This is a genomic window from Denitratisoma sp. agr-D3 (assembly GCF_054658675.1).
In genome coordinates, this window is record NZ_BAAGIA010000004.1 from 385328 (window position 1) to 404583 (window position 19256).

At 60.9% G+C, this 19256-nt stretch carries 19 protein-coding genes and 1 tRNA gene; 6 read left to right on the forward strand and 14 right to left on the reverse strand.

Going from position 1 to position 19256, the window contains the following annotated elements; translation table 11 throughout:
- Position 1: 1 nt before the first annotated feature.
- The 5 genes from ACYQ2U_RS13630 to ACYQ2U_RS13650 all read right to left on the reverse strand — a co-directional run bounded on the left by ACYQ2U_RS13630 (position 2) and on the right by ACYQ2U_RS13650 (position 4756).
- On the reverse strand, positions 2 to 838 hold the full coding sequence (locus ACYQ2U_RS13630; protein WP_459950922.1) for an alpha/beta fold hydrolase: 837 nt from the start codon (positions 836 to 838) through the stop codon (positions 2 to 4).
- Positions 839 to 845: 7 nt separating this feature from the next.
- Positions 846 to 2306, reverse strand: a complete 1461-nt coding sequence (locus tag ACYQ2U_RS13635; RefSeq protein ID WP_459950923.1) for a 2-hydroxymuconic semialdehyde dehydrogenase — start codon at positions 2304 to 2306, stop codon at positions 846 to 848.
- A 39-nt stretch (positions 2307 to 2345) separates the two neighbouring features.
- On the reverse strand, positions 2346 to 2771 hold the full coding sequence (locus ACYQ2U_RS13640) for a GlcG/HbpS family heme-binding protein (RefSeq protein ID WP_459950924.1): 426 nt from the start codon (positions 2769 to 2771) through the stop codon (positions 2346 to 2348).
- A gap of 7 nt (positions 2772 to 2778) precedes the next feature.
- Entirely contained in the window at positions 2779 to 3708 is a 930-nt protein-coding gene (locus tag ACYQ2U_RS13645) for a catechol 2,3-dioxygenase (protein ID WP_459950925.1), read from the reverse strand.
- 118 nt (positions 3709 to 3826) lie between these two features.
- Positions 3827 to 4756, reverse strand: coding sequence for a catechol 2,3-dioxygenase (locus ACYQ2U_RS13650; protein WP_459950926.1), 930 nt, complete (start codon positions 4754 to 4756; stop codon positions 3827 to 3829).
- Positions 4757 to 5030: 274 nt separating this feature from the next.
- Here ACYQ2U_RS13650 and ACYQ2U_RS13655 point away from each other — a divergent pair, with 274 nt between their 5' ends.
- Positions 5031 to 5948: a LysR family transcriptional regulator gene (locus ACYQ2U_RS13655; RefSeq protein WP_459950927.1), complete on the forward strand. Its 918-nt coding sequence runs from the start codon at positions 5031 to 5033 to the stop codon at positions 5946 to 5948.
- Here ACYQ2U_RS13655 and ACYQ2U_RS13660 read toward each other — a convergent pair.
- The 7 genes from ACYQ2U_RS13660 to ACYQ2U_RS13690 all read right to left on the reverse strand — a co-directional run bounded on the left by ACYQ2U_RS13660 (position 5923) and on the right by ACYQ2U_RS13690 (position 10932).
- The gene (locus ACYQ2U_RS13660; RefSeq protein ID WP_459950928.1) at positions 5923 to 6228 is read right to left on the reverse strand and encodes a 2Fe-2S iron-sulfur cluster-binding protein; all 306 of its coding nucleotides are present in this window, start codon (positions 6226 to 6228) and stop codon (positions 5923 to 5925) included. The genes ACYQ2U_RS13655 and ACYQ2U_RS13660 overlap by 26 nt on opposite strands.
- 8 nt (positions 6229 to 6236) lie before the next feature.
- Positions 6237 to 7298 (reverse strand): 2Fe-2S iron-sulfur cluster-binding protein, encoded by a 1062-nt coding sequence (locus ACYQ2U_RS13665; RefSeq protein ID WP_459950929.1) that lies wholly within the window; start codon positions 7296 to 7298, stop codon positions 6237 to 6239.
- A gap of 106 nt (positions 7299 to 7404) precedes the next feature.
- Positions 7405 to 7764 (reverse strand): phenol hydroxylase subunit P4, encoded by a 360-nt coding sequence (locus ACYQ2U_RS13670; protein WP_459950930.1) that lies wholly within the window; start codon positions 7762 to 7764, stop codon positions 7405 to 7407.
- Between the two features lie 12 nt (positions 7765 to 7776).
- Positions 7777 to 9324 (reverse strand): aromatic/alkene/methane monooxygenase hydroxylase/oxygenase subunit alpha, encoded by a 1548-nt coding sequence (locus tag ACYQ2U_RS13675; protein WP_459950931.1) that lies wholly within the window; start codon positions 9322 to 9324, stop codon positions 7777 to 7779.
- Between the two features lie 28 nt (positions 9325 to 9352).
- Positions 9353 to 9631 (reverse strand): MmoB/DmpM family protein, encoded by a 279-nt coding sequence (locus tag ACYQ2U_RS13680; protein ID WP_459950932.1) that lies wholly within the window; start codon positions 9629 to 9631, stop codon positions 9353 to 9355.
- 10 nt (positions 9632 to 9641) lie between these two features.
- Positions 9642 to 10634 carry an aromatic/alkene monooxygenase hydroxylase subunit beta gene (locus tag ACYQ2U_RS13685; RefSeq protein ID WP_459950933.1) on the reverse strand — a complete coding sequence of 331 codons (993 nt, stop codon included), beginning with the start codon at positions 10632 to 10634 and terminating at the stop codon, positions 9642 to 9644.
- 19 nt (positions 10635 to 10653) lie between these two features.
- Positions 10654 to 10932 carry a phenol hydroxylase subunit gene (locus ACYQ2U_RS13690; RefSeq protein WP_459950934.1) on the reverse strand — a complete coding sequence of 93 codons (279 nt, stop codon included), beginning with the start codon at positions 10930 to 10932 and terminating at the stop codon, positions 10654 to 10656.
- Between the two features lie 294 nt (positions 10933 to 11226).
- Between ACYQ2U_RS13690 and ACYQ2U_RS13695 the strand changes: the two genes are divergently transcribed.
- On the forward strand, positions 11227 to 12912 hold the full coding sequence (locus ACYQ2U_RS13695; RefSeq protein ID WP_459950935.1) for a sigma 54-interacting transcriptional regulator: 1686 nt from the start codon (positions 11227 to 11229) through the stop codon (positions 12910 to 12912).
- A 76-nt stretch (positions 12913 to 12988) separates the two neighbouring features.
- Positions 12989 to 13744 (forward strand): fused MFS/spermidine synthase, encoded by a 756-nt coding sequence (locus tag ACYQ2U_RS13700; protein WP_459950936.1) that lies wholly within the window; start codon positions 12989 to 12991, stop codon positions 13742 to 13744.
- Between the two features lie 43 nt (positions 13745 to 13787).
- Here ACYQ2U_RS13700 and ACYQ2U_RS13705 read toward each other — a convergent pair whose 3' ends face one another.
- The gene (locus ACYQ2U_RS13705; RefSeq protein WP_459950937.1) at positions 13788 to 14963 is read right to left on the reverse strand and encodes a M20 aminoacylase family protein; all 1176 of its coding nucleotides are present in this window, start codon (positions 14961 to 14963) and stop codon (positions 13788 to 13790) included.
- Between the two features lie 61 nt (positions 14964 to 15024).
- On the opposite strand from ACYQ2U_RS13705, the gene ACYQ2U_RS13710 reads away from it, so the two are divergent.
- A complete protein-coding gene (locus tag ACYQ2U_RS13710) occupies positions 15025 to 16509 on the forward strand; it encodes an NAD(P)H-hydrate dehydratase (RefSeq protein WP_459950938.1) in 1485 nt (494 codons plus the stop codon).
- Between the two features lie 4 nt (positions 16510 to 16513).
- On the opposite strand, the gene ACYQ2U_RS13715 is transcribed toward ACYQ2U_RS13710, so the two are convergent.
- Positions 16514 to 17989, reverse strand: a complete 1476-nt coding sequence (locus ACYQ2U_RS13715; RefSeq protein WP_459950939.1) for an FMN-binding glutamate synthase family protein — start codon at positions 17987 to 17989, stop codon at positions 16514 to 16516.
- 75 nt (positions 17990 to 18064) lie between these two features.
- Here ACYQ2U_RS13715 and nadC point away from each other — a divergent pair, with 75 nt between their 5' ends.
- On the forward strand, positions 18065 to 18910 hold the full coding sequence (gene nadC / locus ACYQ2U_RS13720; RefSeq protein WP_459950940.1) for a carboxylating nicotinate-nucleotide diphosphorylase: 846 nt from the start codon (positions 18065 to 18067) through the stop codon (positions 18908 to 18910).
- Between the two features lie 43 nt (positions 18911 to 18953).
- Positions 18954 to 19044: transfer RNA gene (locus ACYQ2U_RS13725), tRNA-Ser, on the forward strand.
- Positions 19045 to 19256 lie beyond the last annotated feature (212 nt).

Sequence of the window (19256 nt, forward strand, 5' to 3'; positions counted from 1 at the left end):
TTCACTGACGATCCGGTTCGGTTAGAAAATTGCCCACCAATTGGGCAAAACGGGCGGCATGCTCGATCTGGGTCCAATGGCCGCATTGACCGAAGACATGCAATTGAGAGCGCGGAATCCACTGTGATAAGCGGAGAGAATTGGCGAGGGGGATCACCCTGTCCTCGCGGCCATGGATAATCAGGGTCTCGTGACCGATACCGCGTATCTCGGATTCGCTGCTGGCCATGGCATCCACCCAGCGTTGGCGCGGTGCGGGGAACATGGCGGCGAAGGACTCCTGGAAACCAGGACGGATGCTCGCCTCGTAGCGCAGTCTCGCCAGTTCGTCGGTGACCAGATTGCGATCATAGGCGAACAGGTCCAGCAACTTGCGCATGTTGTCCAGGGATGGGGTGTAGCCCCAGGCGGCATCAAGGCCGGGGGTGATGTCGAAATTCACCCCCACGGCGCCCATCAGCACCAACCGGCGAACCCGCTCCGGATAACGGATGGCCACGGCCAAGGCCAGGGCACCGCCGAAGGAGTTCCCGACCAGATCTGCCTGTTCGAGGTGCAGGGCATCAAGCAAGCCGACAACCTGTGCCACCCAAGCCTCCATGTCATACCGATAGTGGCTGGGACGCTCACTGAAACCGAAACCGGCCATATCCGGGGCAATCACCCTGAGCTGCTTGGCCAACTCGGGCATGACCAGGCGCCAATTGGCCCAGGCACTGACGCCGGGGCCGGACCCGTGGATCATCAACACCGGCTGTCCCTGACCCAAGTCATGGTAGTTGGTGTCGATGCCTGCGGCAGTGAGGCGCTGGCCGATTTCGGGATTGATGGCTTGCATCGCTGTCTCAGAGCTTGATGCAGACGTTCTTGAGTTCGGTGTAGAACTCAAGAGAATGAACGCCGCCTTCGCGACCGATGCCGGATTGCTTGGCCCCGCCGAAGGGGGTACGCAGGTCGCGCAGGAACCAGCTGTTCACCCAGGCAATGCCAACCTCCATCCGTTGCGCCATGCGGTGGGCGCGGGAAAGGTTCTGCGTCCAAATCGCGGTGGCCAGGCCGTATTCGTTGTCATTGGCCTTTTCCAGCACTTCGGCTTCGGTGTCGAAGGGGGAGATGTGGCAACAGGGACCGAAGACTTCCTCCTTCAGCACCCGCGCGCTCTCGGGCAAACCGGTCCAGATCGTGGGCTCCACCCAGCAGCCGTTGGCCAGCTCGCCCGGCATGGCGGGAACACCGCCACCGGTGACGACGGTCGCCCCTTCCTCCACGGCCAACTTGTAATAGGACAAGACCTTGCTCTGGTGTTCCTTGCTGATCAGGGGACCGATGCCGGTGGCCTTGTCTTCGGGCACCCCGGGTTTGAGGGCCTCGGCGCCGGCCTTGAGTGCGGCGACGAACTTTTCGAAGATGGGGCGTTCCACATAAACCCGTTCGGTGCCCAGACAAACCTGACCGCAGTTGGCAAAGGCGGAACGCAAAGTGCCTTCGATGGCGGCATCGAAATCGCAATCGGCAAAGACGATGGCCGCGTTCTTTCCGCCCATTTCCAGGGAGACGGGGCGGGCGCCGGTGGCGGCGGCCTTCATGATGACGGCTCCGGTTCGGGTTTCGCCGGTGAAGGTCAAGGCATCCACCTTCGGATGAGTGGTCAGATACTCACCGGCCGAATCGGGACCAAACCCATGGACCACGTTGTACACCCCCTTGGGGATGCCGACCTTGTTCATCACCTCGCCCAGCAAGGCAGCCGTGCGGGGCGTTTCCTCCGAGGGCTTGACCACCACCGTATTGCCGCAAGCCAAGGCGGGACCGACCTTCCAGGTCATCAGCAACAGGGGGAGATTCCATGGACAGATCACGCCGACGACACCGACCGGGCCGCGATAGCCGTAGTTGATGGCGGTCTTGCCGTCCGGAGTCGCCATTTCAAAGAACTCAGTGGGAACGTTCTTGACCACGTCGGCGAATACCTTGAAGTTGGCAGCACCGCGCGGAATGTCGATGTGGGCGGCCAAGCTGCGGGGTTTGCCGGTGTCCAGACATTCGGCTTCCAGGAACTCATCAAAACGCGCATTGATTTCGTCGGCCAGGGCTTCCAGCAACTTGATCCGCTCGGCCAGGGTCAGGGAACCCCAGGAGCCTTTCAAGGCTGCCCGGGCGGCCTTGACGGCCGCGTCCACCTCAGTCTTGCCAGCCTCGGCCACCCGGCCGACGACGGCATTGGTGGTGGGAGTCCGGTTGTCGAACCACTTCCCCGTGGCGACGAATTCGCCATTGATGAAGTTGAGGATGTCTTTTGTTGCCATTGCCGCTGCTCCAGTTATTCCAAGAAAATCTGCTTCATTTCACTCAAGACCGATGGCCTTGAGCCCAGCCCGGGCACATTCCTCGTCCTGGGCTTCCGACGCCCCCGACACGCCGATACCGCCAATCCAGTCGCCGCCTGTCGCGATCGGCAGGCCTCCGCCGAACACCACCAGTCTCGGCGTTGCCGAGAAACCCAGCTTCATCCCTTCGTCGTGACCGACAAGGCTCATCCACTGCTTGGTTGGAAAACCGAAACTGGCGCAGGTGTAGGCCTTATCGATAGCGATATCGATGGAGTGAAGAAAAGCCCCGGGCATGCGCAAGAAGGCCATGAGATTCCCGCCACGGTCCACCACTGCCGCGTTGATGCGCCAGCCGTTTTCCTCGGCATGGCGGACGGCGGCTTGTACCGCGGCGTTGGCTGCCGCCGCGGAAATGCCCGGAATTAGCGTGTTCACTTCCATTGCGGCCTCAGGTCACCACGGACAGGAAGGTTTCATTGAGCACGCGGTCATGGTAGAAAACACCGCGCCCCACCTCGTCCATGGTCCACTTGATCGGTTTGTGATCGGGATAGGACTGGTAGCCGCCGCAGAACGTCTCGAAGCGATTGCCGGACGGATCGAAGGCGTAGATCGTGGTGCCACGGGTAACACCGTGCCGGGTGGGGCCGATATCGATCGAGACCCGGTTCATCGACATCAGGTCGGCGGCGCGCAGCACCTTTTCCCAGCTCTCCAGCAGGAAGCTGATGTGGTGCAGCTTGCCGGGCTCCGGATGGCGCACGAAAGCGATGTCGTGGGCCTTGATCGAAGTGGACAACCACACGGCCAGATCGGTCTTACCGTCCTCCAGCACCACGTGCTCCACCAGGTAGAAACCCAGCACCTCGGTGAACAGGGCCACGTTCTTTTCGATGTCCGGCCCATAGAGCAGACCATGGTCGAAGCGGATCGGCGCGATGCCCCGCTCCGCCGCGGCATTCCAGGCTTCTGGATTGACCAGTCCAAGGCCGTTGCCGATGTCGGTTTTTTCCGCATACAGTTCGATCAGGTGGCCGCTGGGAATCTCAAAGCGCACCCGCTCCCCCGTTTCCAGCATTTCCCCGGCGGGAATCCGTTCGGTGGCCACGCCGTAGGCGCGCAGATCGGAACCCAATTTTTCCAGCGTCGCCTTGTTCGTCACCTTGAAGGCGAAGAAATCGATCCCGGCCCGGTCGGCCTGGCGGATCACGATGCTATTGTGATCGCGTTCGTCCCAGGCCTTGAAGTAGACGCGCCCCTGTTCATCGCGCCCCGTTTCCACCAGCCCCAGGACATCACGATAAAACCGGATGCCTTCCTCGATGTCCAACACGCGAATCTGCGCATGTCCGGGACGGGATACCCCGCTAATTGCCATTACCTTCTCCTCACGAATATTTTTGGTCACATGGGCGGCGACACTTTTCGGCCGCCCCGTCTCATGCCGGCGATTCGGATCGCCTTGTCGTTGGCCAAGCTCTCTGGAGGGAAAATGCTCAGGTGATCACGGTCAGGAACGCCTCGTTGAGTTTTCTGTCGTGATAGAAAATCGCCGGACCGACTTGATCGATGGTCCATGTGATCGGCTGACCATCCGGGTAGGCCTGGTAGCCGCCGCAAAATGTCTCGAACCGGTTGCCGGAGGGGTCGAAGGCGTAGATCGTCGAACCCCGGGTGATACCGTGGCGGGTGGGACCGATGTCGATGGAGACCCGATTCATCGACATCAGGTCGGCGGCGCGAAGCACCTTTTCCCAGCTGTCCAACAAAAAACTGATGTGGTGAAGTTTTCCGGGCTCGGCATGACGGACGAAGGCGATGTCATGGGCCTTGATCGAAGTGGACAACCAGATCGCCAGATCGGTCTTGCCGTCCTCCATCAGGACGTGCTCCACCAGATAGAACCCCAGCACGTCCTCGAAAATGCGTTGTACTTTCTCGATGTCGGGACCGTAGAGCAGACAGTGATCCATGCGGATGGGCGCAATGCCGCGCTCGGCGTCGGGTGTCCATGCCTCGGGATTCACGTAGGGCATGCCGTTGCCGACGTCGGTTTTTTCCGCATACAGTTCGATCAGGTGGCCGCTGGGAATTTCGAAACGCACCCGCTCGCCGGTCTCCAACATTTCACCGGCGGGGATCCGCTCGGTCGGAATCCCATAGGCGCGCAGATCGGCATCCAGTTTTTCCAGCGTCGCCTTGCTCGCCACCTTGAAGGCAAAGAAGTCGATCCCGGCACGATCCGCCTGGCGGATCACAATGCTGTTGTGATCGCGCTCATCCCAGGCCTTGAAGTAGACCCGGCCCTGCTTGTCGCGACCGGTCTCCTGCAAACCGAGCACCTTGCCGTAGTGATGAATTCCCTCTTCCAGATCCAGCACGCGCATCTGCGCATGGCCCGGACGCAACACACCATTCATACCCATCGCTGCTCCTCCTGCCCATTAGGGCTCTGTTGGTCGGATACGCCTCCGTCTGGCGCTCCTCTTATTGCAGGCGCGCAACGCAATCCGTTCCGCATCCGCCGATCACCGCCCAGCGGGCGATGTCTGTCTTATGTCTGGATCATAGGAATGACACTCCATACCGTCCAATACTTTATTTCTGCAATTTCAATACCGATAAAGTATTGATATAGTCCGTCTCACGAGCGGCCTGACCCAGGTCGTTGCCAAGGATCACGCGCGAAAAAGGAACGACATGGAAGTCAGGCAACTCAAATATTTCTTGACCGTGGCTGAAGAACTGAACCTGGGAAGAGCCGCTCTGCGACTGCATATCAGCCAACCTCCCCTAACCAGGCAGATCCAGCAACTGGAAGAGGAACTCGGCACCCTGCTCTTCTTGCGCACCCCGAAGGGCGTCGAGTTGACCGAAGCCGGACGACTGCTTCAGGAAGACGCCGCCAACATCCTCTCCCTGATGCATCGAGCATCGGAACGGACCCAACTCGCCGGTAGCGGACACTTGGGCCGAATCGACGTCGGCATCTTCGGTTCCGCCATGCTCAACGTGATTCCCCGGCTGCTGCTGACCTTTCGCAACCGTTATCCCGGCGTCGTCATGGCGCTGCACAGTCTCAACAAAACGCAGCAGATCGAGGCCCTGCGGGAAAAGCGGCTGACTATCGGCTTCAACCGGATCATTCCCGAGAGCGGCGACATCCAGGTGGAGAAGGTTCTGGTCGAACCCATCCTGGTCGCCGTCAACCGGAACAATGCGCTGTCGCAACTGGATGAGATCCCCATGGCGGAAATCGCCAGCCAGCCCTTGATCGTCTACCCCAACCAGTCCCGACCAAACTTTGCCGACGACATCATTTCCCTCTGCCACAACGAAGGCTTCCAACCGAATGTGGTCCAGGAGGTGGAGGACGTGGTCACCGCAGTTGCGCTGGTGTCCAGTGGCTTCGGCTTGTCCATGGTGCCGGCGTCCGGTGCCAACCTGAAACTTCCCGACGTGGTTTACCTTCCCTTGAAAAAGGTCCCCACCCCGTCCATCGACCTGTCCTGCGTCTACCGCAAGGATGACCGCTCGCCCATCCTCCACGCTTTCCTCGAAATCATCCGCTCCTATCGAGACACGAATTTCACTAGCGGCACACATTCTTCTTCATGAGGCCGATGATGGATATCTGAAGGTCGCTCTCGGGAAGGATGCGGCAAGCCAGCACGCAACCGGAAGACTCCTCGTCCTCGCTAACGTGCTGGCGACTCATCACCTTCTTGCTGACACGACCTGCATCCACGTGAACCTTGCAGACCCCGCAACCGCCGCCACGGCAGCCCACGGGAATGCCCTTCTTGCACAGCCGCTCCATTCCCGCCAGAACGGTTTCATCCTCGCCGCAGGGGTAGCTTTCGCCAGTCTCGGCGATGGTGACGGTATGCCGTGCCATGTCGCCCCCTAGATGTTCCTGAACAAGGGGCTGCGCGCCTGCTGGGCATCGGCAGCGGAAATGAATTTTTCCGTATAGATGTCCCGCTCGAACAGTCGTCCTTGCATCAGAGTCGAGATACAGGCGTCAATCATCAGCGGCGGACCGCAGAGATAGGCCTTGTTGCCGCGGAAATCATTGTTGAAGTGCTGCTTGGCGGCCTCGTGCACGAAGCCCCTGTATCCTTGCCAACCCGAGCCATCCGGCTCGTGGGACAACGTCGGCACATAGGTGAAGTTGGCGTGTTGCTGGGCCAAGGCGAGGAATTCCTCGTGGTAGTACAACTCGGCCAAGGTACGCTGACCATAGACCAGGGTGATGGGCAAGTTGCTGCCCTCCTCCAATAGGTCCAGGATCATTGAGCGGGGGCTGGAAAGTCCGGACCCACCCGCCATGAAGAGTGAGGCCGTCTGCGCCGACTTGCGAACGAAGAAGCGGCCATAGGGGCCGGACAGCTTCAGTCGATCCCCCACCTGGAGATGCTCGTGCACCCAACTGGTAGCCCTGCCGCCGGGGACGATGCGGATGTTCAACTCCACCACGTCACTGGCGGACGGCGGCCCCGCCAGGGAAAAGGCACGGCTACCGATATCGGCCGGGAAATGGAGATTGACGTACTGACCGGCCTGGAAGTCGATGCCCTCGGCATCATCCAGCTTGAACCAAATGCCCTTGATGGTGGGGGTCAGGGATTCGATGCGGGTCACCGTTGTCTCGTAGTCCCGTACGGGAATCACCCGGGCATCGGGCTCTTCGTCGATCTCGGCCTCGATGACCGTGTCGCTCATCAGGGTTGCACAACATGCCAGGCACTTGTGCTCTTCGCGCTCATAGTCCATCAGAGCGAAATTGGATGCCTCGCCATGGTCGATTTCGCCGTCCAGGACCTGGACCTTGCAGGTGGCGCAGAGGCCGTGACAGCAGGCATGGGGAAGATAAATGCCGGCCCGCAGGCTAGCATCCAGAATGTTCTGGCCCTCCTCGACCTCGATGGTCTGACCGAGGGGCTCGATGGTCAGTTGGTAACTCATGTTTTTTCTTTCCGTTGGGTAAAGCGGTACAGCGCCGTTGCCGACGTGCCGGTTGTCCCCCTGGACTGGCCTTGGCCAGCCCAGGAGATACCGATCTCGGGTGCGGTCAGCTGCAAGATCCCTTGATGCCATCGAGGCCGGGGGTCTTGAAGCGCAGCACATCCTTATGCCGCAGGCCGTTCTCGGCCAGGGACTGGGTGAAGTCCGGCATCCAAGGCTTTCCCGACTTCAGCCACTGCACCTTGCTCCAGTCGATGCGATTGAAGTCCGGGTGATAGCCGAAGGCCGGCGGAAAGGCTTTATCCACCATGTCGCCGAAGCGCATGGTCGGCGGAAAGGGGAAGCAAAACGGGGCACAGAACATCAGGTGGTGGTCCCAGCCCACGTACAGCAGTTGGGCACCATGAAAATTCTCCTGGCGATCCTTCACCACGCCGACGTATTCCTTGATGGCTTTGACGCTCATGTTTTCTCCTCCTCAGTTCTTGGTCGCCAGGTTGCGCCAAGCATCAAAGTTGCGTTGATCCTCCGAGCCCTCGTACTCCAGGTTGTCCCGGCCGTGATTGACGTGGTAGTACTTGAGCACCTCGGCCAGGGCGTCGAAATCCGGCGCAGTCGGGTCGGCTCCCTCGGGGAAGCAGTTGCCCTGATAGATCTGGTGTACTGGCAGCCAAGCCTGGACGTACTTCTCGGGTTCGTGCTCGAAAATGTGCTGGCAGTGGTCGGAACAGAAGTGATACTTCTCGTTCTTGTAGTCCGTTTCCCGGTAGCAAATCTGGGTGGGGTCACCGGGCTCGGTGAATAGCATCGGGATCTGGCAGACCTGGCACAACATGGGCAAGGTCTTGTTGTAGAAACGGTTTCCTGCCTTGTGCTGCTCGGCCCAGTATTCAAAACGGGGACGGTAGTACTTGTCGAAAGTGTCGGGATACTTCTCCGACAACCAATCCATCTCCTCGGGCTTCGGCATCCATGTATGGAAATCGGCAGCCGCACCATACTGATAGAAGGTCGCCCAAGCCTGATGGGAGATGTGCTCCTTCATCTCGAAGGTATCCTTCACGCAATCGGGCATCTTGATGCCGTAACGGGCCAGGTCGTTGAACAGCGCTGTGCCGTTCTGCTCGAAGTAGATCTCCCAGGCTTCCTTCCAGCTCATGACCCGCTTGGGCAGCATGTAGTCCATCATCATGGCCACCAGGGTCAGGACGCGAGTGCCACGCCAGGTCCACTTGTCGATCCACCCCTGGACGATGGGCAGGTTGTCGGGATCCTGTTCCAACAGGAACTTGATGCACTCCAGGCCCAGGGTCATGTGCCGGGCTTCGTCTGACTGGGCGGAGAAGCCGAAGGTCATGGCCCCCATGTCGCCGTTGTAGGCGGCACCGGAGACGAAAGGCACGAACAGCAGATTGGTCAGTACGTACTCGAAGGAGAAGCCGATGGCGATCATCCATTCGAAGGGACCGGCAGTGATCGCGTCATCGAAGAAGGACTTGGGAACGGAGAGATACCAAACCCGGTCGATCATGTGGCGGAAATCGTGGAAGCCGTTGTAGTACTTGTTGTAGTTGCTGATGGAATGAATCTGGGTCTGGGAATGGCGGATTTCATCCAGGGCCTGCATCTGGCAAGCCACCCGCGGACCAACGCCGCGCATCTGCCGACCAACGTGGGCGAAGCCGCGATGAGCCATGTATTCCAGCGGACTGATACCCGTCAGGAACAACTTGAGGGTATTGATGTAGCGGGCATCGGTCACCCCCAAATGGCCATTGTTCTGGGCAAAGGCATCGATGATGGCGTACAGCTTGCGTTCCTTTTCCGCCTGGTATTTCCAGTAGGCGTCCATGGTCAGGCGGAAGGGGTCTTCCCATTTTTCCCAATCGTGGATCTTGATACCCTCGAACTTGTCGTAGGGAAACACCTTGTCCATTGGTTGATAGGTGGTATCCCAGCCCAAATCGCGGGTCATCAGACCGTAGCGCTCCTTTAGGCCCAGCTTCTTTTTGACTTTCATATCCATGTTCTTCTCCTCGTGTCGGCGGAATCGTTCAGTGGTTCCAGCTCAGGTTGAATTCTTCGTCGGTTTCGTCCAGATGCCCGGACATGGTGATCAGGTGGATCTGCAATTCCTGCAAATCGAAGGAACGACCAATTTTTTCCTCGATGGTGGATCGCTTGATGGTCATGCTGCCGGGCACGTCGATCTTGACCATGGCGGGCTGCTCATTGAGGATCGCCGTCGGGTTGTCCTCAAGAATCGCGGCGACGATGTAACGGCTTTCCTCATTGGTCTGGAAAGCGATGAAAACGTTGGATGTGGCGGACATGGTTTTCCCCTTACAGCGCCAGGCCAAGCTTGGCGCAGCGGTCGTTGAATTGCTGGGCAAGGTTGGTCATATGGGTGCGCCCCCCCTCTCCCAACCCGTGATCGGCCAACGGTGCAAGGGCGGCAAGGGCCCGGTCGCGCCAAGCCAAGGCCCAGGAAGAAAGGCGGGCCTTGTTCTCGGCGGACTCTGCGGCGGCGATCTTGATGGCGGCATCGACCCACTTGACGTTCTCGCCGTACCACTCGCTCTGGAATCGGGTCAGCATGGACACCACGGGACCGCCAAGCTCGCTCAAGCGCTTGTCCACATGCTGATAGACCAGCGGATAAAGCAAGCCATCGAGGACCAGGTTGTGGGCCACGAACAATTCGAACCAGTCGGCAACCACGAAGCTGTCCTCGACATAGCGGCGTAGTTCCTGCCACCGATCTTGTGTCAGCCAATCCTTCTTGGCATCGTCCAAGGACGAGGTATCCCCCAGCAGCAAGCCGAGGCGCGTCAGATACTGGGCCATGCCAAGATGGTCCATGGCTTGGTAAATACACGGTTGAGTGATGGCCGTGCCGTACCCATAAGCACATATGAAGGAGTTATTCATGTTGCCGGCCCATTCGACGTGGCGTAGCGGCAACAGAATTTCCAGCGCCAATTTTTTGGCTTCCTCGGGATAGCTATCAGCCAACCCGCGCTCCTCGACGAAATCGAAGTCCGCCTCAGCACTGTCCTGCATCCGGGAACGGGCCAGGGTGTAGGTGCCGTAGTAGAACTGGCGTGGATCCTTGAGCTTGTACCAGTCGCTCATCGCGATCTCGGTACGCGAGGCGTCGAAGATTTGGTGCTCGGGATCCCACAACGGACGATAGTGAAAGTTGTCCTCGCACTGGACGCCGATCGTTCCTTCCAGATAGCGCGACGCCGGCTTGTCGCCGCCGATATGGGCCGCCACGTGGTCAAAGGTTTGCCGCAGCGGCTGGATGCTGACGGTACGAAGATCGATTTGCATCTGGACTCCTCCTAAATACTCAGGCTTGGCGTTTGCCGCCCGGGTTGTTGATGATTTTTCGATTGACGTCACCAAGACGCCAATGGGCTGCATCCCTTTCGTCCAAGCGAACGCTGGTGGCTTCATCCAGGAAGCTCACCTTGTTCAAGGCGCAGAAATCGTCGAAGGCCCGCGCGGGGAGAATCATCTCCACATAGACCTCCACTTCACCGATGGCGAAGTCGAACTCGATGAAACCGTCCTCTCGCAACTTCGTCACGCGTACGAATTTTTTTCGGGTATCGAACAAAGGACACACCTCCTGGGCCTTCCTTAATCAACTTCCGGGCCAGAAGATGCAAACTATTGATAATGATTAGATATAAAGTATTTAGCGGTCTCATCAGGCACCGGCGATCCATGCCCAATGAATCAATTCATCAAACCTAAACTACCGAATTGATCAAATCATCACGATGCATCGCACAAGGACACCTGTGCCTCGACAGCGAGCACCGCTTCACGTCGAGCGCAACAAAGAAAAAATCGGCGAGTAGAAAAATGCATTAAATCGAAAGTAATATTCACGCCTTAACGACCGATACAGATAAAAATGATCACCGCTTCCTACGCCTATCCGAAAAACGAAGACCTACTCAGACTGGTACGCTTCTCCGCGAAGGACGGCACCATCTGGTTGGCGGAAAATCGGATGCTGTTGCTGCACGTCATGGCCCTCGCCGGTCTGCGCAAGGAATTGATCAACTCGGTGGGGATAGAGCACGCCAGGAGAATCCTGACCCGTATGGGATTCGCTTCCGGCACCCGCGATGCCGAGCTGGCAAGAAAAATACTTGGCCAACGCAATCCCATCGATGCCTTCATGGTCGGTCCGCAACTCCACATGCTTGAAGGCAGCGTAAGGGTTTCGCCGATCAAGCTCGACGTCGATATTGCTGCCGGCAGGTTCTACGGCGAGTTTCTCTGGGAGAACTCCTGGGAAGCAGAGGCTCACATCCGCGAATTCGGCATCCAGGATGAAGCCGTCTGCTGGATGCTGATCGGCTATGCCTCGGGCTACACCACGGCTTTTCTCGGCAAGTTCGTGCTGTTCAAGGAAGTCGAGTGCATGGGCCGCAATGACGCCCACTGCCGGATCATCGGCAAACCCGTCGAGGAATGGCAGGACGCGGAAGAATTCACGCCTTACTTCGAAAGCGATTCCATCATTTCCCAATTGCTGGAGTTGCGCACCCAGGTGGACGTACTGCGTTCCTCCCTGGAAGACCAATACCGCCTGGAGAACCTCATCGGTGAATCCCCAGCCTTCAAGCGGGCTTACAACCTGGTTTCAAAGGCGGCGGCCACCAACGTGACGGTTTTGCTGACAGGAGAAACCGGGGTCGGCAAGGAACGTTTCGCCCATGCCCTGCACGACCTGAGCAATCGCAAGGATGCGCCCTTCGTCGCGGTCAACTGCGCCGCCCTGCCCGACGACCTGGTGGAATCAGAATTGTTTGGCGTCGAAAAGGGGGCCTTTACCGGCGCCCATACTTCCCGTCCGGGAAAATTCGAACGGGCCGATGGCGGTACCCTATTCCTCGATGAGATCGGTGAGCTGCCCCTCCCTTCCCAAGCAAAGTTGCTGCGTGTGCTGCAGGAGGGAGAACTGGAGCGGCTAGGCGACGACAAACCGAGGAAGGTCAACGTCAGGATCGTTGCCGCCACCAATGTGGACCTGGAGCATGCTGTCAAGGCAGGAAAATTCCGATCCGACCTGTTTTATCGCTTGAACGTATATCCGATCCAGATTCCTGCATTGCGGGAACGTCCGCAGGACATCGCCCTTCTCGCCAACGCCATGGTCGATCGCTTTTCCACATTGCATGGCAAACGCGTGGCAGGTTTGTCGGACAAAGCGATGCAAACCCTGAAGAAATATCCTTGGCCAGGCAACGTGCGCGAACTGGAAAACATGATTGAACGCGGCATCATTCTGGCAAGCAATGACGGCCCCATCGAAGTCGAGGACTTGTTCCCCAACATCGTCGACGGCAATGGCTTTGACGTTGCCATCGGTCGTTCCGGTGCCTTGGAGGAAACCGCCCAGGACGAAGCCGCTGCCATCAAGGAAGCATTTTTTTCCAGCAAGCTCTCCCTGGAAGAAGTCGAATCCCTGCTCCTGGCGGAAGCCGTAGACAAGGCTGATGGCAACTATTCCGGCGCAGCCCGTATGCTAGGACTCACCCGCCCCCAACTCGCCTATCGGATGAAAAAGTCGAAAGTGCCGCCATCCTAGCGTTAAGCCGCCCTCCTCCGAAGATCGGCGCGTCACGGATGTAAGACAATGCCGCGTCTTTAAGAAGGGAATTGTCTTGGCATTCGACATCGATATCAGCGAAGCGGCAGGTGTCCGCTATCTGCATTTCGGCTCGGACTGGGTGCAGGGGGCCATGCGCATCGCCCGTCCCTGGGCGCTGGAACTGGAATACACCCGCGAGATGATGGCCGCGCTGTTGATGCGCCAAGGCGCCTCATGGCCGCGCCGGATATTGCTGATCGGACTTGGTGCCGGCTCCCTGACCAAGTTTCTTTATCGCCACCGCCCCGATAGCAAGATGGTCGCAGTGGAAATATCCGCCCAGGTCGCCTACGTGGCGCGACAACACTTCCGCCTGCCCGAGGACGATGCCCGGCTCAAAACCGTCATTGCCGACGGTGCCGAATACGTGATGAAAAATGGTCCCCGCTTCGACCTGATCCTGGTGGACGGCTTCGACGATAACGCCAGTGCCGGCCTCTTGGATTCGCTCCCCTTCCTGCTCAACGTTCGCCAGCGACTTGCGCCTGAGGGCATCCTCGCCATCAATCTGCTATCGCGGCAACGGGGTTTCCGCGCCAGCGTGGAACGGCTGCAACAGGCCTTCGACGGTCGTTGCCAGGTTTTCCCCCGGGATGGTGCAGGCAATGCCATCGGCTTCGCCACCCTTGGCCGGCCGGTGAGGCTCGATGCCGATCAACTCAGGGATGCCGCCCTGGCGCTGAAGCAGGCCACGGGACTGAAACTGGAGGATACGGTCGCCCGCCTGATTCAGGCAGCGGGAAAAACACGGAATCCCATCGACTTTTGACGGGAAGACACTTGGCGACAGGGAGCGGTCGCCGGGGTCATCCTCAGCCGCCCAAGGCCTCCTCCGTCACGGCTACCCAGTAGCGGATGCCGGTGGCCAGAATGTCGTCGTTGAAGTCGTAGTGGGGACTGTGCAGCATGCAACCGCCCTCACCCGGACCATTACCCAGCCAAACGTAGCAACCAGGAACCTCCCGTGCCAGATAGGCGAAATCCTCCGCCCCCATGCTGGGTCGCAACTGGGTCAACACCTCGCCCTCCGCCGCCACCCGCAAGGCAGCGCACCGACTGAGCTCGGCGGCTTCGTCGGCATTGACGGTGGGGGGATAGCCTCGCTCGTAGTTCAGTTCGATACCGACGCCGTAGGTGGCCTCGATGCCGGTGCATACGCGACGCATGCCGGCCTCCATGGCCGCCTGCAATTCGGGGCGCAAGGTCCGCACGGTACCGCCCAATTCGGCACTTTCGGGCAGGACGTTGTCGGCATGCCCCGCATGGAAGCGGGTCACGCTGAGGACCACGGATTCCAGCGGGTCCGTGTTGCGCGACACCAGGCTTTGCAATGCTTGCACCAAAGCGCTGGCGGCCAGCACCGTGTCCACCGCCTGATGGGGCATGGCGGCATGGCCGCCACGACCGGTGACGGTCAAGGAAAAATGATCGGTACCGGCCATCACCGGTCCCCGATGTACCGCGATTGCGCCGGCAGGCAGGCCGGGCCAGTTGTGCAGGCCGAACACCATGTCCATCGGGAAGCGCTGGAAAAGCCCTTCCTCCACCATGCGCTGGCCGCCGCCTTCATGTTCTTCCGCCGGCTGAAAAATGAACACCACCGTGCCGTCGAAATTCCGCGTCTTGCTCAACACCTCGGCCGCCCCCAACAGCATTGCGGTATGGCCGTCGTGACCGCAGGCATGCATGCGCCCCGGCAGACGGGAACGGTGGGGCACGGGATTCAATTCATCCAGGGGCAAGGCATCCATGTCGGCACGCAGACCGATGCTGCGCTTGCCGTTGCCGGCCCTCAACACCGCCACGACGCCGGTCTTGGCAATGCCCGTGTGCACCTCCAGCCCCAGGCCCTTCAGATAATCCGCCACCAGGGCCGACGTACGCTGTTCGGCGAAGGCCAACTCGGGATGGGCGTGGATGTCCCGCCGGACATGGGCGATGCGCCCCAGCAGGTCGGGAAATTGTTCTTGTAGTGCCGCTGAATGCATTGAAACTTCTCCTCCGCTTGCCGCGATAATGTACCACCTGCCACGGCCCTATACTTTTGCCATGACCACGGAAACCACGCCCCTGCTGCTCAGCCCGGACCTGCGCGCCATCGAGGCGGAGCACGCCGCCCTGCCCCTGATGGAACGGGCGGGCGCCGCCGCCTGCGCCCTGGCCTTGCGCCTGCAACAATCCCTGACCGGGCCGCCCCTGATCCTCGTCGGTCCGGGCAACAACGGTGGCGACGGCCTCGTGCTGGCGCGCCTGCTGCGCCAAGCCGGCGTCGATCCCTGCGTCGTCTCCGTGGCGGACCCGGACCGTCTGCCCGCCGACGCCGCCAAGGCCTGGCGTGCCTGGCAAGAAAGCGGCGGCAGTGTGCATACTGAGGTCCCCGCCGGGAACTTCGGGCTCGTGGTGGACGCCCTGTTCGGCATCGGTCTCAAACGGCCTGCCGAAGGGACATACCAAGACTGGATCGAGGCCATCAATGGTTACGGCGGGCCGGTGCTGGCCCTGGATTGCCCCTCGGGCCTGGACGCCGATACCGGCGCGACCCTGGGCGCCACGGTCCACGCCAGCCACACGGTCAGCTTCATCGCCGGCAAGCCCGGCCTGTACACCTTGGAGGGCCCCGACCACTGCGGCACGGTCACCATCGACGACCTGGGTCTGGCAACGACTGTGCGCCATCGCCAACCCGGCGTGCTGCTGGACGCAGCCAGTGGCATCGCGGCGCTGCGTCCCTTCCTGCCCCAGCGTCGGCGCAACAGCCACAAGGGCAGTTACGGCAGTGTCGGCATCGTCGGCGGCGCGGCCGGCATGGCCGGCGCGGCCCTATTGGCCGGCACGGCGGCGCTCAAGCTCGGGGCTGGCCGGGTGTACGTGGGCATGCTGGAACGCCTCGCCCTGTCCGACCGACAACCCGAACTCATGCTGCGTCCCGCGCGGGAAGCCATCGAACTGGCCACAGCCTTAGCGGTCGGCCCCGGTTTGGGCGGCAGCGCCGAGGCGGTTGAATTGCTGCGCCTCGCCATCGCCGCCAACAAGCCGCTCCTGCTGGATGCCGACGGCCTCAACCTGCTGGCGGCCCATCCGGCCTGGCATCGCCCCCTGGCCCAGCGCCGGGCGCCGACCCTGCTCACGCCCCATCCCCTGGAAGCGGCCCGGCTCCTGGCGCAGAACGTGGCGGCGGTCCAGGCCGACCGGGTAGCCGCGACCCGTCTGTTGGCACGGCGCTTCCAGGCCCATGTGGTACTCAAGGGCGCCGGCAGCGTCATCGCCCATCCCGACGGCCGTTGGGCCGTGAATGCCAGTGGCAATCCGGGCTTGGCCAGCGCGGGCAGCGGCGACGTACTCAGCGGCATGGCCGCCGCCCTGCTGGCCCAGGGCGTCCCGGGCGGCGAGGCCTTGGCCCTGGCGGTGCACCTGCATGGGCTGGCGGCCGACCGCTGCGTTGCCGACGGCCAGGGGTCCCTCGGCCTGACGGCATCGGAACTCCCCGATGCCGCGCGGGCCCAGATCAATCAATGGCTAGGGGAAGGCACCTGAACCTTCAGGCCGGAGCTTTGGGATAGGGATAGAGGCTCGACAAAGCCAGGCTGCGTCCTGGACTTTGTACGATGCGCACGTGCTCCCGGGTGAATTCCCGTGCATGGCGCAGGCCGCAACTGTGGGCGATCATTTCGATCTCCTTGTTGATGTTGCGGCAATAGTTGGCCACCCGCTCGGCCTTGTCCTCCACCACCAAACCCTTTTGCAGCTTGGCGTCATGGGTGGTGACCCCGGTCGGACAGGTATTGGTGTGACAACGCAGGGCCTGGATGCAGCCCAGGGAGAACATGAAACCCCGCGCCGTATTAACGAAGTCCGCGCCGCAGGCCAGGGCCCAGGCGGCCCGGGCCGAAGTGGCCAGCTTGCCGGCGGCCACCACCTTGATCCGCTCCTTGAGGCCGCTTTCGATCAAGGCATCCACCACCCGGGGCAACGCCTCCTCGATGGACAAGGCCATGTGGTCGGCCAGGGCCTGGGGCGCCGCGCCGGAGCCGCCCTCCCCGCCGTCGATCACCAGGAAGTCGGGCGCGCTGGCGAGCCCCCGGCGGCCGACCGCTTCGGTTAGCAAATGCATGAACTCCCAGCCCCCGATGGCGGTCTTGATGCCCACCGGCTTGCCGGTCACTTCCCGCACATGACTCACCCGATCCAGCAACTGGTCCATGTTGGCGATGTCGGTATGGCGGTTGGGGGAAAGGGAATCCTTGCCCTGGGGAATGCCACGAATGGCGGCGATTTCCGGCGTCACCTTGGCCGCCAGCAACACCCCGCCCTTGCCCGGTTTGGCCCCCTGGGACAGCTTGATCTCAAAGGCCCGCACCGACTCGTGGGCAGCCAGTTCCCGCAGGCGCTGGTCGGATAGATTGCCGTGCTCGTCGCGCACACCGTACTTGGCGGTGCCGATCTGGAAGATTACGTCGCAACCGCCCTCAAGATGGTAGGGCGACAGGCCACCTTCGCCAGTGTCCATCCAGCACCCGGCCTGGGCCGCGCCTCTCGACAGAGCCCGCACCGCCGGCGCGGAAATGGCGCCAAAGCTCATGGCACTCACATTCACCAGGGAACGGGCAACGAAGGGCTGCCGGCAATAGCCCGCGCCGATGGTCAGGGGCGGCGTGGTTTCGCAGTCCTCGCTCAACACCGGAAACGGCGCATTGACGAACAACAAGGCACCGGGGGCTTGTTTATCGTAGGTGGTGCCAAAGCCGATGATGCCGCCCTCGTCCTTGGCCAAGCGGTACACCCAGGCCCGGGTGGCCCGATTGAAGGGCCGCTCTTCCCGATCGCCGAGGAAGAAGTATTGGCGGAAGTATTCCCCCAACTGCTCGAAGAAATACCGCAGGTGGCCGATCACCGGATAGTTGCGCAGGATCGCGTGCTTTTTCTGGGTCACGTCGCGGACGTACCAGTACACCAGGGTCAGCACGAGCGCCAGGGCGGCCAGCACCCCCGACACGACCAATAACAGATCGAACATTCCCCACTCCCCCCAAATGCTAGAATCGGCGCGACTTTACAAGCAGCCAACAGAATCATCGAGGGGAACATTAGCATGGAATTTTCCATTCCACTGGCGGCGGAAATTGACCGCAACGTCCTGGCCGCGCTTCAGGAAGACATCGGCGGCGGCGACCTGACCGCCCTCCTCTCCCCCGGTGGCAAACGCTCCCGGGGCACCGTCATCAGCCGCGAAGAAGCCGTCCTGGCGGGCACCGCCTGGTTCGATGCCTGTTTCTCCCGCCTCGACCCCAGCGCCACCGTCCGCTGGAGCACCAAGGACGGTGCCGCCGTCGCGGCCGGCCAGGTGTTGTGCGAAATCGAAGCCGATACCCGCGCCCTGCTCACCGCCGAGCGCCCCGCCCTCAACTTCCTGCAACTGCTGTCGGGCACCGCCACCGTGACGCGGCGCTACGTGGAGGCCATCAAGGGCACCCGGGCCAAGATCGTGGACACCCGCAAAACCCTGCCGGGCCTGCGCCTCGCCCAGAAATACGCGGTCACCTGCGGTGGCGGCCACAACCACCGGCTCGGCCTCTACGACGGCATCCTGATCAAGGAAAACCACATCATGGCCTGCGGCGGCGTTGCCCAGGCCCTGCACCAGGCCCAGACCCTGGGCCGCAGCGATGTTTTCATCCAGATCGAGGTGGAAACCCTGGCGCAACTGGAAGAAGCCTTGGCCGCCGGAGCAAAGATGATCCTGCTGGACAACATGGACCTGGAGCAGATGCGTTCGGCCGTCGCCATCAACCAGGGACGCGGCGTGTTGGAGGCCTCCGGCGGGGTTCGCCTGGAAACCGTGCGCGCCATCGCCGAAACAGGCGTAGACCGGATTTCCATCGGCACCATCACCAAGGACGTGCGTGCCGTGGACCTTTCGCTGCGGCATACCGAATAAGCGCCATTCCCGCCAAAATCTCTGCTAGAATGCGCGCCTTTCCGGAGAGGTGGATGAGCGGTTTAAGTCGCACGCCTGGAAAGCGTGTTTAGGTGAATAGCCTAACGCGGGTTCGAATCCCGCCCTCTCCGCCAAATAAAATAGCCACCCCTGCGGTGGCTTTTTTATTGGCGTACGGAGCGGTGAGGAGACACTACGGGTTCGACGATGCGCCCCCCATGTGGGGAGGTGATCGTTTTGGCACGGGGGAAGAGAGCGGGCTGGTAGGTGAATAGCCCGCAACGGTGCGGGATGGCGGCGGATTCAGGGGTTATGGGTGGCCGCCGCGAAAATGCGCAAAAGTGAT

Bases quoted from the DNA above. Each gene is read 5' to 3' on its own strand.
- ACYQ2U_RS13660 (WP_459950928.1), bottom strand. From the start codon at position 6,228: ATGGCACGGCATACCGTCACCATCGCCGAGACTGGCGAAAGCTACCCC.
- nadC (WP_459950940.1), top strand. From the start codon at position 18,065: ATGGAATTTTCCATTCCACTGGCGGCGGAAATTGACCGCAACGTCCTG.
- ACYQ2U_RS13645 (WP_459950925.1), bottom strand. From the start codon at position 3,708: ATGGCAATTAGCGGGGTATCCCGTCCCGGACATGCGCAGATTCGCGTG.
- ACYQ2U_RS13685 (WP_459950933.1), bottom strand. From the start codon at position 10,634: ATGCAAATCGATCTTCGTACCGTCAGCATCCAGCCGCTGCGGCAAACC.
- ACYQ2U_RS13705 (WP_459950937.1), bottom strand. From the start codon at position 14,963: ATGCATTCAGCGGCACTACAAGAACAATTTCCCGACCTGCTGGGGCGC.
- ACYQ2U_RS13630 (WP_459950922.1), bottom strand. From the start codon at position 838: ATGCAAGCCATCAATCCCGAAATCGGCCAGCGCCTCACTGCCGCAGGC.
- ACYQ2U_RS13695 (WP_459950935.1), top strand. From the start codon at position 11,227: ATGATCACCGCTTCCTACGCCTATCCGAAAAACGAAGACCTACTCAGA.
- ACYQ2U_RS13670 (WP_459950930.1), bottom strand. From the start codon at position 7,764: ATGAGCGTCAAAGCCATCAAGGAATACGTCGGCGTGGTGAAGGATCGC.
- ACYQ2U_RS13675 (WP_459950931.1), bottom strand. From the start codon at position 9,324: ATGGATATGAAAGTCAAAAAGAAGCTGGGCCTAAAGGAGCGCTACGGT.
- ACYQ2U_RS13655 (WP_459950927.1), top strand. From the start codon at position 5,031: ATGGAAGTCAGGCAACTCAAATATTTCTTGACCGTGGCTGAAGAACTG.
- ACYQ2U_RS13640 (WP_459950924.1), bottom strand. From the start codon at position 2,771: ATGGAAGTGAACACGCTAATTCCGGGCATTTCCGCGGCGGCAGCCAAC.
- ACYQ2U_RS13715 (WP_459950939.1), bottom strand. From the start codon at position 17,989: ATGTTCGATCTGTTATTGGTCGTGTCGGGGGTGCTGGCCGCCCTGGCG.
- ACYQ2U_RS13680 (WP_459950932.1), bottom strand. From the start codon at position 9,631: ATGTCCGCCACATCCAACGTTTTCATCGCTTTCCAGACCAATGAGGAA.
- ACYQ2U_RS13710 (WP_459950938.1), top strand. From the start codon at position 15,025: ATGACCACGGAAACCACGCCCCTGCTGCTCAGCCCGGACCTGCGCGCC.
- ACYQ2U_RS13665 (WP_459950929.1), bottom strand. From the start codon at position 7,298: ATGAGTTACCAACTGACCATCGAGCCCCTCGGTCAGACCATCGAGGTC.
- ACYQ2U_RS13635 (WP_459950923.1), bottom strand. From the start codon at position 2,306: ATGGCAACAAAAGACATCCTCAACTTCATCAATGGCGAATTCGTCGCC.
- ACYQ2U_RS13650 (WP_459950926.1), bottom strand. From the start codon at position 4,756: ATGGGTATGAATGGTGTGTTGCGTCCGGGCCATGCGCAGATGCGCGTG.